At 63.8% G+C, this 18,890-nt stretch carries 7 protein-coding genes; all 7 read right to left on the bottom strand.

All coding sequences use genetic code 11. The annotated features are described in order from the left end of the window. Positions 1–246: 246 nt before the first annotated feature. The 7 genes from ACJH7A_RS02340 to pglW all read right to left on the bottom strand — a co-directional run bounded on the left by ACJH7A_RS02340 (position 247) and on the right by pglW (position 18,779). On the bottom strand, positions 247–2,334 hold the full coding sequence (locus tag ACJH7A_RS02340) for a DEAD/DEAH box helicase (RefSeq protein WP_138248769.1): 2,088 nt from the start codon (positions 2,332–2,334) through the stop codon (positions 247–249). After that, a complete protein-coding gene (brxD, locus tag ACJH7A_RS02335; protein WP_138248770.1) occupies positions 2,331–3,611 on the bottom strand; it encodes a BREX system ATP-binding protein BrxD in 1,281 nt (426 codons plus the stop codon). Before brxD ends, ACJH7A_RS02340 begins: the two co-directional genes overlap by 4 nt. Then, positions 3,608–6,172: a BREX-2 system phosphatase PglZ gene (gene pglZ, locus ACJH7A_RS02330; protein WP_138248771.1), complete on the bottom strand. Its 2,565-nt coding sequence runs from the start codon at positions 6,170–6,172 to the stop codon at positions 3,608–3,610. Before pglZ ends, brxD begins: the two co-directional genes overlap by 4 nt. Further along, positions 6,169–9,840: a DUF6079 family protein gene (locus ACJH7A_RS02325; protein ID WP_138248772.1), complete on the bottom strand. Its 3,672-nt coding sequence runs from the start codon at positions 9,838–9,840 to the stop codon at positions 6,169–6,171. The genes pglZ and ACJH7A_RS02325 overlap by 4 nt, the downstream gene beginning before the upstream one ends. Before the next feature lie 15 nt (positions 9,841–9,855). Next, positions 9,856–10,569 carry a hypothetical protein gene (locus ACJH7A_RS02320; protein ID WP_138248773.1) on the bottom strand — a complete coding sequence of 238 codons (714 nt, stop codon included), beginning with the start codon at positions 10,567–10,569 and terminating at the stop codon, positions 9,856–9,858. 455 nt (positions 10,570–11,024) lie between these two features. Continuing rightward, on the bottom strand, positions 11,025–14,564 hold the full coding sequence (pglX, locus tag ACJH7A_RS02315; RefSeq protein WP_138248774.1) for a BREX-2 system adenine-specific DNA-methyltransferase PglX: 3,540 nt from the start codon (positions 14,562–14,564) through the stop codon (positions 11,025–11,027). After that, positions 14,565–18,779, bottom strand: coding sequence for a BREX system serine/threonine kinase PglW (gene pglW, locus ACJH7A_RS02310; RefSeq protein ID WP_138248775.1), 4,215 nt, complete (start codon positions 18,777–18,779; stop codon positions 14,565–14,567). Between the last annotated feature and the right edge of the window lie 111 nt (positions 18,780–18,890).

Below are 18,890 nucleotides of genomic sequence, written 5' to 3'. Positions count from 1 at the left end.
AGCTGTGCGGTCGTCGGCGGCGTTGTTGCCGGAGTTCTGCTCGGGTCCGAATATCCAGCGGCATAGCGCCGCCGTCGGCAGTCACGCGGAGGCGGGAACGCCCTTCCCGCGGAGGATGTGAATCAGCACCGGACCACTATGGCGCGACGAGCGGTTACATGCAATCCCGAACTGCTAACACGACGCGGGCCTGCATAGGCGGCGGATGGCGAAATGCCGTAGGGCTTTGTTGGTGGAGACGTGACCTCACCGGACAATCATCCTCGGACCGTTGACTACGTCCATTGCAGATTGCACATCGCCGAGTCTGGCTCCGACGGTGTGCATGGCCAATCCACGAGGTAGCGCCGCAGAGAATTTGAGCCCGCGGAGTGCTGCTTCGTCGACAGGTGGGTCGGTCCACTCGACAGTGGCCAACGCCGCCGCGAAACGTTCGGCGCTCACATAGGGCAACAGTCGTATGGACTTTTCGTCGATCCGCTGTCGTGGGTCGACGAGGTCAGGCAGGGAGGCCTGCAATGTTCGGTTGGCTGCGGTGCCCGCCCAGGTCCACCAGCGGCCCTGGGACCCATCGGGGAGTCGGACGATCAGCCGGTCAGTCGACACGTTGCCGCCGTACGTTTGACGCAGTGAGGCAAGGCTATTGGTTGCGCGCGAGGTGAAGGTGACACCGGCAGGCAACGAGCCCAGGAGGACCGAGCGGATGCCGCGGGCAATGTCGTAGGACAGACCGGCACCGGTACCGGACCATTTGGCCTTGCCGCCCTCCTTGGCGGGCTCGACGAAACACCGCCGTCGTTCCCAGTCGATGTGTGTGACCGTCCACGACCGTCCGGCCAGGAGTAGCGCGCGTGGCCCCTCGGTCTGCTCGGTCAGGAGGTCGGTGCCAATCGTCCCGACCTCGATCCGACCGGCCAGGACCACGAATTCCGGTGGCGCAGTGAATACCGCGGTCAGGTCGGAGAAGTACCGTCGGCCGAATCGGCGCTCGGCCTCGGGTCCGATGTGGAGGAATGGTCCATCGAGCTCGAAAAAACCTTCGGCGACAAGGTGATCCACGATCTGGGGCGCGGCCGAGTCGAAGACCGGCAGATCGCCCCACCACTGAGCCCACTCGCCGAGAGCGAGCCGATGCTCTTGCAGACACAATGCCATCAGCTGCTGCGCCGCGATGTGCCGGGGATGTGGCGGTGGCGCAATGGGTTCCACCCATCCGTCGGACCAACGCTTGAGCATGCCGGCCGCAAGGAGCACGCTTTCGTCATCGATTGCGAGGAACAGGCAGTTGCGCACAGTGCCAGCCCGTCGCCCAGTTCGTCCGAGTCGCTGCAGAAACGACGCGACGGTACGCGTCGACCCGATCTGGATGACGCGGTCCAGATCGCCCACGTCGATACCGAGTTCCAGCGTCGAGGTCGCGACAATGACGGTGTCGCGGGCCTCGGCGAAGGCTTCTTCGGAACGCCGGCGCTCAGCTGCCGACAGCGACGAATGAGATAGGTAGGTTTCGATCCCGTGGCCGCGCAAGGCAGCCCCGAGCTCTTCGGCCTGACGACGGCTATCGACGAACACCAGTCGCTTCTCGCCGTGATGAAGCGACGCAATCACTGTGGCGGCGTTACTGATTGAGCCGACGAAATCGACGGTGATTTCGGGTTGAACGGCGGTTGGGGGCGCTGCGGGTGCAACAACCGAGCAGGCCTGGGACCGGAATCCGCCCTGCAGCCACGCCAACAGCTGATCAGGATTACCGACAGTCGCCGACAACCCGATGCGTTGCAGTTTCCGCCCGGCGATGCGACACAGCCGCTCCAACACCGCCAATAGATGCCAGCCGCGGTCGTCGCCGGCGAAGGCATGAATTTCGTCGACCACCACCGTCTGCAGGCCGGCGAACAACATCCGCGGATCGACCTTGGTAGACACCAGCATTGATTCGATGGATTCAGGCGTGGTCAGCAGAACATCGGGACGTTCGACCAGAATCCGTTGGCGCTGGCTCTGACTCACATCACCGTGCCAGACCGCGGCCGAGCGGCCCAGCCAGCGACAATAGCCGTCAACGCGGGGCTGCAAGTTATTCAGCAGCGCCCGCAGTGGGCAGATATAGAGGACCGAAACCCCTTGCCAGTCCTCGGTCGCCATCCGCGACAGCACCGGGAACATCGCGGCTTCGGTTTTTCCACCCGCAGTGGGGGCCAATACCAAGGCATCCCCGCCGGACAGGATGGGTTCGACGGCAGCGGCCTGGGTGGGACGAAGCCCGTCCCAGCGCAAGGTGTTTGCGATGTGATACTGCACCCCGGGGTGCAACAGGTCGAACGGTTCGGTCACAGGTCGAGCGGGATGTCGTCGGCGACCAGCGCGGCCCGCTCGGCGTCGGACAACTCCGCAGGTGCGATGAAGACTTCGTAGTCTTCGTACGGGTCGAAGTCGCGGAACTGTTCGATCTTGTCCAGCACGTCCACAAGCTTCCGCAGGAACAGCCGTGGGGCGATGCCGACCTTGCCGCCGAGTTGTCCAGCGACCGCTGTGGCGAACTGCGCGACGAAATCGTCTGAGGCCACAGCCGAGACTCGCGCGGCGTCGTCCAGCCCGCTGACATACAAATCGCGGACCCGGCCACCGAGCTCTATCAACCGGGCTTGATCAAACCCGCTCAGCCGCAGTTGTGGTGCTCGCGGGTTATCGAAGCGGGGGTCCTTGGCGAACTCGGTGTGCAGCCGGTCGGCCAGGGGCGGCAATAATGGAATGCCTTGGCGGCCTTCGAAGAATGCCGGGGTGCCGGTGATCAGTAGGTACAGCCCCGGGAAGTGCCCGTCGTGTACTTCATCGATCAACTGCCGCAATGCATTCAACGCTTTGGCCCGTGCATCGCTACGAATTCGCTGCAGCGTTTCGACTTCATCGAGCACCAGTAATAAGCCAGGGTTACCGGCGTCGGCCAGGATAGCCAACAGTCCGCGCAGGAAGCCCAAAGCCAGGTAATGGTCGAGGTCGCCCTTGATTCCGGCACGGCGCTTCACCGACGCCGCGATATGCGGTTGCCCACCGAGCCAGGCCACCAGGGCGTCGGCGCCGTCATGATCACCCTCGGCGACGAACCGCCGGTACGCGCGAATGGCCAACGGGAACACAGGCGCCCGCGTCGCGACGTCGGCCAGCCTCCGCTCAAGCAGCACATCGACATCGACACCCTGCTGCGCTGCGTCATCTTCGATGGTGAACAGCCAGGCATCGAGGATAGGGCGCAGTGCGCTGGGCTGGATCGAGGCCGTGCGCAGCGACTCGATACACCTGCGGTAAACGGTTTCCAGTTTGTGCAGTGGGGTGTCGATCTCGTTGATCTGCACCTCGGCGACGGCGAAGCCCTTCTTCATCGCTCGATCGCCGAGCCACCGTGCGAAAAAGGTTTTACCTGAGCCATATTCACCGCGAACCGCTTTGAACATGGCACCGCCGGCAGCGACGACGTCCAGTTCATTGTCCAGTTCGGTCTCGAATCGACCGAGACCGACAGCCAATTGGTCCAGTCCATTGGAGGGGACGGTGCCGCGGCGCAGCGCGTCGAGGATCTCGCGGCGCCGGCGTGCGGACACCGGCGATGTCATGCGCGCACCCTGAACTGTTCGGTGAGCGCGGCGACATCCAAGCTGACTACTCCACGACTGACCCTCAGCACCTCGTAACCTTCGACATCGAGGATGCGTTTCGTCTGCATCAGCGCGCCGTTGACGCTGGCGGTTGCGACGCCAAGGGCGGTGGCGGCCTGCGCGGCGGTGATTTCGTGGGCATCGAGCAACACAGCCAGCAGTGCCTTGATCTGCTCGCGTTTGACCACCACACGGCCGGCCAAATTGAGCTGTGCCTCGAAGACCTTGCTGCGAATCACCTTCTCGGGCAGCGGACTCGGGGTGTTCTCGGTATCGAACAGGCTCGGTGCCGTCGCAGTCTTCAGCGTCGGATGCACAACGCCTGCATGCCACCAAGAGGGTTCGGCCCCGACGACCGGAGTGGCCCACTCAGCGACGCCGGGCACGAAGGCCAGCACCGGCACGATGGCCTCGGCCGGGGTTGCGCCACCGTGATATCCGGCGTTGCGGGCTCCGTAGCGGATGGTTTCGTCGACCGCCAGAACGACGCGGTGATCGCTCGTGAGGACCCGCGGCCCTTCGACCACCACCTCACGCTCAGGATCAGCAGCGGCGAAATCACCGTGCGCGCGTTGGCCATATGTATTGGCGCGCTCAACTTTGGCACTGGTGCCGTATTCGATGATGTGGCCGTGGTCGGACGTGATGACCACGGCCCGGCCGGCGCTCTTCGCCGCGTGCAGCAGTGCTCGTAGGTGGGTAATGGTCCGTATCGTCCAATCAGTGCCGCCGGGGTCGGTGTGGTGCAGGGTGTCGTCGACGTAGTTCAAGACAGCAGCCACCAACGGCTGGTGTTCGATGTCCGCGATGGCGTTGTTGACATCGGTTGCCAGCGATGCGCCGCTGGGGATCGCGTCGAGGGCCTTCTTGTGGAAAATCGGATCAGCCACTCCACCGGTGGCTTCCAGCCCAGTCTCCTTGAGCAGAGCCAGAAACCCGGACCGCTCCACAGTATCGGGGCCTTCGCGCAACTCTCCGCACAGCAGCGAGCAACGGCTGCGCTGGGTCAAAGTGGGCAGGACGGCCAGCGCACTGGCGCGTTGCGATCCGGTACCGGCGGACACCTCGGTCCAGCCGTCCTGCTGCATAGTGGCAACGAGCTCATTGGCGGCGGCCATCGACAACGCGTCGATCACCAGCAGCAGCGTCGGCGCCTGTCGGGCGATGGGCACCACATTCGCGCGCAGGACGTTCTCGATCCGCGGCACTGCGGGTTGTGGGGCGTCGGCCAGTGCGGCCGCGAACACCCGGTCGGATTGGGCACGACGCGCCAGCGTGGTGTCGATGACGGTGCGTAAAGCGGCTGCGGCGATGGGGTTTTCGGAACCGCGGCGTGCCTTCAACAATGCAGCGTCGACCCAGGAATCGATGCTGACGTAAAGTTCGGTTGCGTGGGCGAGCCCGTTGCCCGCGGGAGCCGCAATGTTGAGCCAGCGCACCAATCGCACCGCACCGGCAAACGCGTCGACGGTGGGGGAGCCCGCCGCCAGAAAATGCTTGCCTACTTCGGTCCAGCATGCTTCGACCGCGGAAAGCCCAGAGCCCGTGACCGCGTCGGCCAGGGCACCGATGCGGGACTCGAGCCCATGCGGCAGCAGATCCGATGATGCTGCGGCAGAGGTGATTCCGAGATCATTGACGATCGCCGCTGCGCTCTGCAACACCAGTTGTTGTTGGTCTGGTGCCAGCGAGGTGGTGACCAATCCGCGGGCATGGCTGTACCAATCTTCAAGTCCGTCGCCGGTCAACTCGTAGCGCCCGAGGAACCTCCCGAGTGCCACAGAGTCGGCGTTGTCGGGTTGGCAGAACAGGCCTGAGACCACGCCGAGAGGCACCAGATCCGCCAAGCGGTCGGCCTTCAGTAACGCTGTCACCGGCCCGGCGAGCTTGCCGGCCCGTTCGGCCAGCCAGGCGCTGACCACCGACGCCAGCTCCGCATGGACGCGCAATTCGGTCAGATTGGCGGCGGCTTGGGATGAGCGGCTCCACTCCAGCACCGCGAAGGTATCGACCTCGACGTCGGCGCCCTTCACGACGCCCAGTACATCGCGTGCGACAGCCGCCATGGCGTGGTCGCGAGTCAATACCCCGCCTGGTGCCGGGGTGTACGACGACAGTACGGCCAACAGTCCGTTGGCGACTGCCCGGTCATTCGGCCCGCGGTACAGTGCGGGCTCGATGGTCGACGCAGAGAAGTTGCTACGCAACGCATCCCACGGATCCGGGGTAATCAGCCGGCCATCGAGCAGATGCGCCAGCACGGTGTCACCCAGTTCGTCGTCATCGACATTGGTGAGCACGACGGTCCATTCCTCGGCCTTGCGGCTATCGATCGCCTCCCAGATGGCCAATACCGAGGGGCATGCGACCACTGTTACGCGCACGCCCTCATGCTCGAAATCAGCGCCATCCCAATGGGGTTGGGCCCGCAGTCCGAGCACCCCGCGGCGGTGGTTCTTTGCCGTCGCCTTCCTCAGCCGGGCCCGGATGATCGGGGCTGTGGCGACCAAGGTGGTCATTCCACCCACCAATGCACGTGAACGGTCTTGCCGGGCTCAGCGAGGGCCGTCGTCAACTGCTCTTGCAGGCCGGAAAGGTCAGCGGGACTGTTGAGCACCACCTCGGAGCGCGTCGGTCCGGGAGGTGGGGGTGGCGGCGTCACCGGTTCGTCTTGCACTACCCAGGTGACGAGCTTGTCCAAACCAGAGGACAATTCATCGGACAGCGACCGGCCAGGAACCGAGATTGCGTTCTGCAGTGCTGACCAGATGGCGCGGGCGCTGTCGCCGGCTTCGCCGGCCCGTTCGGTGCCGGTCTTGAGTTTGCGCAGCAGGTCCCACTTGAAGGCTCGCTGTGCGCGGTGGTCGCGGTCGGCGTCGGCCAGAATCTGTCCCGCAGTCTCCAATCCGACAGGTAATGACACGTCGGCCATCGTGGTGATGGCTGCAACATTGCCCGAGGTACTGGACAGAGTTTCGATAAAGGTGCGCAGGGCAAGGGCTGTGGTCAGACGGTCGCCGTCGCCGGGAGCGAATTCCAGTTGGTGATGGGCAGATTTGAGTTGGTCAATCAGGTGATTCACCTCACTGATGCTGTTGGCAGCTCTGGCGCGTACCTGGTCGGCGAACTCGGCGACGTTGGCCCCCGTCAGATAGCTGCGGGGACTGGTGTAGCCGAATAGTTTCGACGCTTTGATCCGAGCGGAATCCCAGGCCTGCTGGGCAGGAAGCTCCTCGGCGCGCAACTCGATGTTCGGCCGCATGCGACCCAATGCGGGTGCGGTGATGGCACTTCCGGCCTCGAACCAGGCGCGCTTGCGCAGCAGTGCCCATGCACTCAGGACCAGATCACGGGCTTCGGAGCGCAGACCCCAGCGCGGAGACAGGTCGTTGATGTGCCTCTGCAGCGCCCCGACGGTCACCGGGGTGGCTGCCGCTGCGGCGCGGTCCAGTTCCTGAGCCCAGAACGTGAACGAGGTTTCGGAGAACAGGAAATGATCTTCGGTGGCTTTGCCGACTTGCAGCGGTCCAGCGATGCGGCGCAACACCTTTCGATCGCCCGCATTAGTCGGCACCCGAGCGTCTCGGTGGGTGCTGGCCTGCTCGACGTAATCGCGGACGGTCTCGAAGTTGCGGGCGGTGAGTTCTTCGGCCTCCGGCTCGAACAGCGGATGGCTCGGGTACGTGGCCCCGTACGCTTGGTCGACGATCTTGGTGAAGGCATCTTCCAGGCTGGCGGCCGGCGGCATCTTGGGCTGGAAGTCGCGGCTCAGCGATGTCAGCACGTCGAATTGCTGCGATTCGGCGCTGATGCGCTTGGCATCCGCCGGTTCGATCCCGTAGGCCTGTTTGAGGAGGTTCTGGAAGCTGGTCATGGTGCCGCTCAAGAGGTTCTCCAGAATGCCGCGGGCTTGGGCCTGCTCGGTGGCGCCGAGGTGATTGGAGTTCTCATTCCAGCGATCGCCACTGGTGTCGGTGAACAGCCAATCCAGCTTGACCAGCAGGGCAAGGTCTTCCATCGCCGCATCGGTGAAGAAGTACGGCAGCCACACGATGGTTTCGCGGCTGGGCCCGTTGGACAGTAGGCGGTCAACGCGGTTGCGGTCATCGGCGCTGGTGTGTCCAGCTTCGTCGAACGGATAGTCGACTACGACCCGCCACACCCCGTCCCGGTTTTCGAAGGCCAGTTCGGGTAGCGAGTTGGCGTCCCGGACGTTGCCGAACACCACGTCGACCTCGCGGCGGGAACCTCGCCAGATGATGGTGCGGGTGGCTGCACCACCCAGGTCTGGGGCGCTGGTAACGCCAAGCGCCTTGTGCACCAGGGTGCGCAGTAGTACCCGACGTCGACCCGAATTGTCTTCGCCGCGGACGCGATCCAGGATCGACTGGTAGTCCACCTCGGCCAGCTGCACCCGGATCACCGGGTTGGCGCCATCGGTCAGGCTGATCTCCGGAACCTGTTTGTTCGCCCAGTCCCGGACCACACCGAGCGCGACGCGTGCTTCACCGCCGGCGATCTTGGACTTGATAGAGCCATGATTGAGCGCCGCCAGCCGTGCGGCGGTGATGTCGCGCAGGGCTGGGACGTTGGGGGCGATGGCCGAGAGCAGCAGAGTTTTGGCGATGCGTTCCTGGCTGCGGAACCCGCCCGGCACTGATGTGGGGTCGCTGGCGAGCTGGTCGCGGGTGACCCCGTGTGTCTCCAACAGGGAAGGCAGCAACCGGTTTTCGTACAGGTCGTGGGCGGCTTTGAAGATGGTGCCGGCATGCTTGTCGATCGGCTCGCTGCCCTCGACCAGGTAGTCGAAGGCATCGCCGACCGGAACCAGATCATCGACCGTCAAGGTGTCGCGGCGGTCGACCAGCATGCGCTGCATGACCTTCAGCGCGGTGCGTTCGCGCTGCATCACCGAGGACAGATTGCGCAGGGTCGAAACCAGCACCGGGGAGAACGGATAGGTCAGCTTGAACTCCGCCTCGGAGGCACCGCGGTGTTTGTCGTCGGTGTTGAGGCTGTCGCGCAGCACATCCCACACCTCGGGGCGGCGCGTCAGGTCCTTGAACGCCTGATCCAAAATGGCCTGGGCAGCTTCATCTTTCGGCTTGAGCAGCCGGGCCTTGGCAACCTCGGCCAGGTTGTCGTCACCCATTTCGATCTCGGCGAACCGGCCCTGCTGGTACTGGAACGCCCGATCCAAGGCCTCCTGCTCGGCGCCCGAGGCACCCGCATCAGCGAACCACTTGCGCAGGTCCATCTGGCGAGAAATGAATGACACCAACGGAATAGCGCGCTGCCGGCCGGAGGACTCGACGAGCTTGGTGATCTTCTGCGATTCCCGGGCGAAGAATTCGGTGTCGCGCACCGAGAACGCCAACCACAGCACCAGTTCGTCGAGGAACAGCACCACGCCGTCATAGCCGAGAGCTTTGGCGTGCTCGGAGATGACGACCAGGCCGCGGTCCAGGTCGATGTAGTCGGCGGTCGCGGTGAAGGAGCTGAAGTAACTGCCCGCCAGCGCCGAAACCAGTTCGCGCCGTTCAGAATCCTCCGGACCGGCGCCCAGTGCGGCCTGGTAGCGCGGCAGGTCCCAGCCGGCGCCGAGCAGCCCGCCCCAACCACCGGTGCTGCCACTGCTCCCGCCCAGACCGGCCAGAAACTCGTCGTCACCCATCCTGCCGCGCAGGTTCTCGGCATCGGCGAGCAGCGTGTCGGAGACGTGCACCGCGGGTAGCGGGGCTCCGGGATGCAGTCGGGTGATCTGTTCGACGTAGCCGCGCAGCACGGCCTGCTCCAACGATTTGGCGCCGAGCAAGTGGTACGTCAGGCGCAGCAGTTTCTTGCCGGCCAGGGTGCCGTCGTAATGCCCGGTGAGTTCCTGGAATTTCGGAACACGGACGGCCGCGTGGTTACCGAGCAGCGCGTACAGCACAGCCATGAAGTGGCTCTTACCGGAGCCGAACGATCCGGTCAGGTACGCGGCCCGGGAGGTGTTGCGGCCCAACGCATCAGCCACCAGGTCGATGGCCTGGACGAAGTTGTCCCGCAACGAGTTGGTGAGGACGTACTGCTCGACGGTGGCGGCCACATGCTGGTCGTCGTCGGTGCTGTCGGTGAGGCGCAGTACGTAATCGTCGCTGCCGACGCGTTCGGGGATGTCGATGACATCACGTAGAAGGGTGCTCAAAGGTGTCTCAATCTCTCACGGGCGTTCGGCGATGGCCTGGGGGATACGAGTGGTCGCGGTGATGTAGGCGGCTAGATCGGGATTGATCAGGGTTGCGAGGTCGGTGATATCTGCCAGCCGCCCCGGTAAGTTCACTCGGAGGAGCGGCTCGTGGTGGGCGACCCGGTTGCGGAGGGTGTGCAGACGATGGATACGCGCGTCGACGTCACGCGCACGGTCTGTCCCGGGTGGGAACGCGTGATGGAGATAGGGCACCCAGAGGGTCTGATCGTGACGCTTGACCGACAGGTAACGCCAGAATCCGAGGCTCAGCTCGGCAATCACTTTGCCCGGCGGTGCTGCGACACCGCCGGCGTCCTGGCGGGCTTTGAGCAACAGAGTCCGCGGTCTGGTGTTGACGTCGACGACTTCCTTCGGGTTGATGCTCCCTCCGCGCCCCCGCGTGCTTGGCGTTGTAGGGAACATAGCTAGAGGTTGGCTGGTCCAGTCCGCGGGGCCGGTCCAATGTGCCCGAATCGCGGCATCGTAGGCATTGCGCAGTCCGACCTCCAGGTGACACAGGTCCTGCTGGATGGCGCATGCAGCCGCGATGTTCCATTCGTAGAGTGCCAATGCGTTGCGGCGTGATCCCGCGGCGGCGGTCAGATAGGTAGTGAGGCGGGCGGCGCTGAGCCATTCGTCGACCCACTCGCCATCTCGGTCGGAGAGAATGGGCGCGGAGCTTGTCATCGCTCTTTCCCTCAGACGGTCCCGACGTGTATGCTGGCTTTGAACAGCCCCGGACGACCGCTGATTGCCACGTTGCCGGGGCTTCCACATTTCTTGGTGACCATCACGCGACGGTATCCGGGCCCACCGACAGGAACCGTGGGCTGACGGGCTCCCAATCGTGTGGGATCGACGGACCCGATTGACGCACAGTTCTGGCGCCTTTCCGGGTTGTAGAGTTAGCGGTGAAAAGCCCCGGTGGACCTGTACCTTTCGGATATGTCGCCGGGGCTCAGTGATGTCCTGACGGTGGATCTGTTGCTTGTGCTGAGTCGCCGACGATCCGATCGACCGCAATGGGACCGTCGGACGAGAAACGGATGCGTGGTGCGGGTATAGTGGGGATCGAACTGCCCCGGAGGACCGCTGATCATCACGTTTCCGGGGCTTTAGAATGCCCGACGGTAGTTTGAGGTTCATCGTGCCGACCGTCCTCGTCGGGGCTGGGCCGCAGGTCGCCACGACGTCAGATCGGTCACGGTCAGGTGGTGCTCGGTGAGCCGGGTGGTCAGCTCATCGTCGATGGTGTCGGATACCGATTCGCCGTACTCGGGGTCGATTTCGTTGTGCCACTGCCGAACCCACGGTTGGAGCTCATGAAGCCCGGCCAGCAGCGGCGTGAGTTTCGCAGTGTCCCAACCATCTTCGATCCGCTGACTGATCAGCGAGGCCAGAGAGAGCGCCTGGTCGGCATGATCCCAGCCGGCCCAGCCCAGCAGTTCGGTGGAATCGGTATCACGCCCGGCATTGGGGTAGCTGATGAACCGCTCCTTGGGCACGTCGAGCTTGCCGCGGTGCGACCAGTACGACGGTTTGGCGAAGTCGGCGGGCTTGTACTTCGGTGGTACGGCGATGGGATTGGCGAGTTTCTCGCCGGCGTCCTCTCGACGCTGCAGTGCCCAGGTGTCTTCCCATGCGGCCCGCTTGTCGAGTCCAGACGGCTTGTAGCGGTAGGCCGCGAGGAACGGAACTGATTCATCGGCAAGCAGTTTCGCGAGCGCGGCACCCGTGGCGATGTTGGGGTCGCCGGCCCACAACCGCAGAACATTCCGGAATTCCTCATTGCGGTCGAGGACGTCGGCGAGCTGTGCCACCGACTGCGGGGTGGGCCGGCCATCGCGATCGAACCACAGTGCCTTGTCCTCGACCCGGTCGAGCAGCCAGCCTCGTAATGCGGATTCGACCTGCTTGTCCCAAGGCTCAGATGCCCAGCGCCGCTTGTATTCCGGCTTTTCCAGCAGGCGGATGTGGGGGTTCGACTCGATGGCATCGAGCCTGCGCTGCAACAGCTCTCGATAATCGGCAGGCAAGTGTTCGGGGATTTCGGTGATGGGGGTGGAGCCGTGCCGATCGAACCAGGCGGTCTGCTCGCCGTCCTTCATACGGCGGGCCAGGGCGATCTCGAATGTGCGCTCGCCGAGGGCGATACCCGGCAAGTCGCCCGGGTACGTGAGGTCGTCGTCGATCAGGCCGTAGATGCGGTAGTAGTCCCAGTCGAGTTCTTCCTGGTTGGCAATCATCAAGTTGCGCATTCGGTTTGACTCGGTTCTTGCGGCTTCGAGGGCACTGGCGGTGGGTGCTTGGCGGTTGGCGAGTTCAGTCGGAAACTGCTGACGAAGGTCGTGTGCAATGCGGTCCAGAATCTTTGGGAGTTCGCCGGGGAGACTTGCCGGCAACGGGAATGCTTGGAGCGTGGTACCGGTGAACTCATAAGTTCGTGACCATGTATGCTCCGCTGCGCCGCCCCTTGGCTGGCTGCTCTGCTTTAGCCAGAAGCACGCCACAGATGAATTTAGGACTCCCAGCAGTCGCAGGTGATCCTGCACGGATGCGTCCTCGCTGAGTTTGATCACCGGGGCGTGAGACGTGAATACGCGTCCGCCGCGGTCCAATGTGTAGTGATTATGACTGCTCACATTGCTGAAAGCAATGGATAGTTCGGTGAAATAGGCACTAGCGGTGTGTTGCATATATTCCCACCATTTGAGGCCAGCATCCTCCATTACACCCTGGAATGTCTTGCGTTGTCGGAGTTGTGTTCGCAGATGCCAAAGCTCGTCTGGAGGAAAATCCGAGCGCACTTTGTTGGCGCCAAATACGTACGGGTACAAGATGAGTTTCTCGCAGTTTTCAGACCAGTCCCGTATTTCCTCGCCGAGCAACACAGGACGGCAATATGAATCGCCACGCCAACGTGTGTGAGATGCGGGACGTATGAACGCCTCATCCGAACCTGCACGGATTGCGCGGCCGATTGGAGGAGAGATGGATTCAGAGAGGCGACGCGAGCATGCCGATTCGATCTTACGTTTCAGATCGACAGCTCCACCGCCCGCGAGTGTCCATGGATGTGCTTTTAATGTATCGCGTGGAATGTCTTCGACATTGATGTGTTCGTCTTCGTAGCCGGCAGTGCCGACGTGTTCGACGATTGAAGACCAGTACGGTCCGTGTCCGCGCTCAGCGGCGTCGGCCGAAGTCTCCCGGATGCCCTTGCTGAGCACCGCCCGAACAGTCGGTGCAACTGGCGGGCGATTGCGTCCGAAGAGGATGGTAGTCGGCGTTCCATCCATGTTGTGTCCAGGAATCCACGCACCCTCAGAATCAATTACGAATTGTAGGTCCACCGTCGGAATGAACTCTTCGACCAACTTGGATCCGAACCCGCGCTTCATGAACGAATTTGAGGTGATCTGTCCCGTCCAACCTGCCGGTCGGCGGCCCGAGACACCATAGGCGAGGTGGAAGAACAGTTCCATGAATGGAACCGAGAGCGCGTATTGGCGATGGGTTGTCTTGTACCGCTCGCGATACATGGTGTTGAGCGCTGGATCATTCGGGATGATGTACGGAGGATTGCCCACCACAACGTCATGTCCTCGCTGCAGGATTTTTTCCAGTGCGTCTTCGTCCTCAGTGGGATACGCCTTTGATGTATCCCGCGCCAGCAAGTCCTCGGGCAACGAATGTTGAGGTGCACCCCACAGCAAGCTGTCGCCAGCCGTCAGGTGCGGCCGGTAATCAATGTCCAGCTCGATGGTCTTGTCGCCGGCGGCCCGCATGGCTGCGACAAGTAAGCGGAACCGCGCGATCGCCACCGCGAACGGATTGATGTCGACGCCGTACACGCCGTTGAGCGCGTTCTTAACCAACTCGCGTGCGCCGAGCCCGGGCGCCTCCCGCTGCCACCGCTCATGCAGGCGATGGAAAGCGCCGAGCAGAAAGTGGCCGGACCCGCACGTCGGGTCGATGACCGTGAAGCCTTCGAGTGGCCGGTCGGCCAGCGCCGGCTCCATGGTCTGGTCGAGGATGAACTCTTCGACGAACTCGGGGGTCTGTAGCAGCGCGTAGGTTTTCTTCGCGTACTCGGACAGGTCCTGGTACACGTCGCCTAGGAATCGGGTGTCTTCACCGATGAATAGATAGACAGGCTCACCGTTATCGGTTAGCTGCCACCAGAATTCAAGCAACGCGCGTGCGGCGTCACCGGACGGCGCAACCAGATGCAGCGGCGCGTACTTGTCGACCAGGGCCATGGTGGCGTCGAACTTGCCGAAGTGCTCGATGATCTGGCGGAGCCAGTCGCGGTCGGTGTGCTCTGGGTTCTCCTGGAAGTAGGCTCGCCGTGCGTCGAGCGCATGGGCACGCTGGTCGGCATCCGCCCCGCCGATCCAGCGTGGGCTAACCAAGGCGTTGTCCTCGCAGTAGCGAGCGAACGCCGTCAGCAGTACCCAGCCGACTGCGGCCTGGGTGATGCGGTCATTGCGCCATTCCAGCCAGGTCCACGCGGTGCGTTTCGCGGCGAATGCGATGTCGTAGTCGCGTTTCCACGCCTCGTACACGCCGTCCTCACGCAGGTGCGGGTCATCGCCGTCGACGCGCACTTTGAAGTCGGCCTCCAGCATGAGCACCTGCTTACGCAGCGCCGCCACCAAATCTGCTGGTGCCCAACCCATTTACCTGACTCCTTCATCGAAACCGGCAGGCACACCCCGCCACAACACGAATTGCCCACCGGGAGAGCCCAGTTGGATGGGCTTTCGGTCCACCAGTGCCCCGGTCTGCCCGCGTAGCTGCGGTAGGACCACCCACACCGGTCGGCGCCGCGGCGCGGCCAGGTCGCTGAGTTTGGCCAGCACGTCGAGGTGTCCGTACCGGGCCAGCGGCGACACCTCGGTGAGAATCAGTGGTGCGCGGCTGGTTTCGCCGTCGAACACAGCCGCTTGCAGTTCGTCCCGCAGCAGCGGCACCACGCGGTCGATCACCGCGCGCAACCCGCGGGCATCGACAGTGCCGGCCTCAGCCGCATCGGCCCCGCGGATCAGATCCCACGAAACACCTTGTTGCTCAGCCAGAGTTCGCATCGACGCGATCAATCGAGTCGTCACATCGACCACCCGGCCGCCGTGGGCTTCGGCCAGCAGTTGGGCAACACGCTCATGCTCGCCGGGACGGTCAGGCGGTACGTGCACCCCGATCGCGACGAAACCGCACTCATCGATCGAGCGGTTCAACGTCGCGAGGTTGTTCGGTGCACCATCGACCGCTTCGGTGGAATGGGTAGCCGCCGGCAGATCGGTGGGTGCGCGGGTGTGCATGGTGGTGGCACTGGCCGGCTGCGCGTCGGGGAAGAAGTAGACCTGACGGTCGTTGTCCCACTTGAGTTTCAGATCGGTGCGGTCGAGTACGGCGTCCAGATGTGGCCGGGTCGGAACCTTGTCCAGATCGGGGAAGCGTGCGGTCACTCGGCTACGGATCTGCGACGCCGATAGTGATTCGCTCTGCGCCAGACCAGTCAACGCCACCTGCACCGCTGCGGAAGGTGACATATTCGCGTTGTGCAGCTCGCCGCGACCCGACACCGCGGTGTTGTGGCCGATCGACGCAGCCAGCCGGATCAACCGTCCATCGCTGGGTACCGGCGCGGTGGCTTTCCCATCAGATGCCGAGTCGAAACCGGCCTGGAATGCCGTACGCAACTCCCGGGCAGCGGTGTGTGGCGGAATAACGGCATCGACGTCAGCCGATACCAAGTCGTTCGCTCGCTTGGCCGCGGAATCAGCTGCAGCAAGCAGCCTTTCGTCCTCGGCCAGCAGGGCCAGTCGTCGACCGTGACGGCGACGCAGCAGCTGCTTATCGCCGTCGAGTAGCTCGTGTTCGCTGAGGCGGTCCAGCGCGACTCGAAGTAGCCCACCGGCCGCCCGTTCGGCCAACGTATGTGCCGCGGTGTCGCCGGCACCGATATCGGTCTGGGGGAGCCGCGCCCGGATCTCAGCGGTCAGGGTGCTGATCGCTGCCACGCCGCCGTAGTCGTTGATCACACGTCGCGCGATGTCGATGACCGCATCCAGCAGCTCGCGCGTCGCTGGGTTACTACCCCAATCACCCTGCAGCTCTCTGAGCAACTGCGGTCCACGTTGAGTGGCTTTGCCCAGCTTCTCCGCGAGCTCGGTGCTACTTGCGAATGCATCCAGGCCGGGCGTGACACCGAGGATCAACGCAGCCGCATCCTTGCGGGTCGACGCCCGCTGGCCGGAGACGGCCGACATGAGCCGAGACACCGCCTCGTCCAGACCCATCAGCGTGGTCTTCGGTGTCTGCTTCTGCCTGCCCAACCGCTTGGTCCACGCCTGGTAGCGGTCCTTGATCTCCTTGCTGGTGTCTTTGGCCTCACGCGCGACCAACCGATTCAGCGCCGTCGAATCCAACGCCAGCAGCTCACCGACGGTGGTGACCTGGACGGGCACCAGTGCCGATACTGCGCGAGGACTCAGGCCGGCTGCCGTGAGTGTGGTTGTGGCATCAGCTTTTTCGGCCGCCTCGTCACCACTCGCGGTGTCGGTGTGCGAGACGTCGAAAACCTGCTGCCAGGCCCGCAGCATGTCCTCGGCAGTGTCGGGACGGCGTTCAACGTCGCGGGACAACGTCGAGGTGAAGAAGCTGACCATTGCCGCTGCCAACGTGGGCTCGAACATCGCGGCATTGATCGTGATGTCGTCGTCGACCGTGACTGGGTTGGCGTTGCGGTCCGGTCCGTACTGAGGCGTCGTGCCGGTCGCCATCTCGAACAGCACCACTGCGGCGCCGTAACGTTCGGCGGCCGAGTCGTACTGGCGGCGAGTTCCGGTGCCCAGGAACGGATCCAAGTATGGGGGAGTGCCAGCCTCGACGTTGCGGGGATCGACGCCGGCCATCGAGAAGTCGAACATCACCAGATGCGTGTTGGCGCGTGAACTTGACTGGTAAACACCCAGATTCGACGGTTTGATGTCGCGGTGGGTGATGCCTTTGCGTTCCAGGGTCACCAGCGCGGTCAGCAGGTCAGTACCCCAGCGCTGTTGCACGTCGATGGACAACCGGCGGCCGCCGGTCAGTTCCTCGGCCAGCGTGGTGCGTCCGGCGTTCTGTAGCACCAGCGCCATGCGCGGACCAACCGGCACCATCGCGTGGAGCGTGACGATCCGTTCGTTGTTGTCCAACCGGCCGAGAATCTGGGCTTCGGCGGCAAGTCGTTCAGCAGCCTCAGAGTCCCTGGCTACCTTCAACACTCGCTCGGCCTCGCCGGCCTGACGGTCTTCGACCAGGATGCCTACCGCCGTCGACCCCGCGCCGAGGCGCCGCTTGTAGAGGAATCGTCCGTCGGCCAATTCGGCGCCCGGGGAAGCTTCCAACGGGTCGGTGCCGGTGGATTTCTCGAACAGTTTCTCATTGAGCGCGGCGAGTTGAGCTACGAAATCGGCGACATCGGCGGTGCGTTCGGCTGGGCTCGGATGCGTGGCATCAAGAACCAACTGCCGCAACGGAGTCCGCACTTGCGGCAGCTCGGCCGCCAGGTCCAGCCCGCGGTCACGCCGCAGCCGGTCGAGCAGTTCGCCCCGTTCGGTGGCGGGCGCGGTTCCGCCGGTGAGGATGTAAAAAGCAAGGGCGCCAAGGCCGAACACATCGATGCGGGCGGGATCAGTGGGCCGCTGGCCTTCGGGTGCGGCGAACAACCGTGCAGTGTCGCTGGGCGTGCCGGCCATCAGGCTCAGCGACCCCGACGACAGCCGGCTGACCTCTGTATCGGGGTTGGCTGGCAGCACGCCGGCGCTGTCCCAGTCGGTGACCTGGGGCAGCAGTGTCTTGCCACGCTCGCGGATCGCGATGGCGCGCGGGTTCAGTGTGCGATGCACTACCCGGTTGCGGTGGGCGTAGTGCACGATGTCGGCGATCTTGGCGATCAGGTCCAACTGCTCGGCCAGCGTGACCGTGTCTTTGTGGTCGGCCAGCCAAAGGTCGAGCGGGGTATCGGCTTTCGGCTGCCCGAACACCAGACCGATACCCAGCTCCGGCTCGTTGACCAGGTCCTTGGGTGCCTGGAGACCGTCGTAGGTGAGCCGAGACAGCAGGTTGTACTCGTGAGTGACGGCCTGTTTGTGTGCGTGCACATCGGCTGCCGTCGCGCCAGGGGCCGTGGTGTAGAACCGGATTCGCGCGTGGTCTTCGGTGTTGACGTGATGAAACGCCGGCCAGTCCTGCCAACCGTCGCCATCACCGAGTGGCTGATCGTCGATGATCCAGGAGCCGACTTCGCGTTGGCGCCGGGGTGCCAGTCCGATGGCTTTCATGAGGCCGGCGATGAGCTTGCTGTCATGCTCAGAGATCGGTTCGCGGCGGGCTGGAGCCATCAGCCGCTCGGAGATGCCCGGCAGTCCGGTGGTTCGGGTGTGACCGTCCAAGCCGTAGAGATTGATCCGGGAACTTGAGGGCAGATCGCAGACGAACTGCTCGTGGTGCAGGAACACCAATTCCTGGACGAACGGGATCTTTCTTGCGGCCTCCGGCCCACCGCGTTGGCGCATAGCGTCTTTGAGCAGTGAGGCGAAGTACTGGGCCTTGCGACGAGCCAGCAGGAGCGGTGAGTCCTCGGCGCGATGCCCGTCACGCATCCAGACGTGGTCGTTGCCGCGCAGGATGCCGCGGTAGTGCTTGAGCTCGATCAGATAGAGGGTGTCGCGGGCCAGGACCAGTAGGTCGACCTCGTGCCAGCGGCCGCGATTGTCGCGGAATTCGAAGTTGGCCCAGGCCCGGAACGGCGGCGCGTCGGGAAGCACCCGCTTGACGGCGTCGAGGCCTTCCTTTTCGTGTGCGAACTGCGAGTCAGCGATCGTGACCCAGCGACCGTCTTTCATGGCTGCTCGGCGGGGAGTACGGGCGAATCGCGGAGCGGGCTGAACAAGGTGCCGGTGATGTAACTGATCACCTGCCCCCTTCGCTCTAGCCATCTATAGACGGCGACATCC

Origin of the sequence: Mycobacterium sp. SMC-17 (genome assembly GCF_045310915.1) — a bacterium.
Classification (GTDB): domain Bacteria; phylum Actinomycetota; class Actinomycetes; order Mycobacteriales; family Mycobacteriaceae; genus Mycobacterium.
Note: the sequence above shows the minus strand (reverse complement) of the source record. Positions and strands in the feature narration are given on the sequence as shown.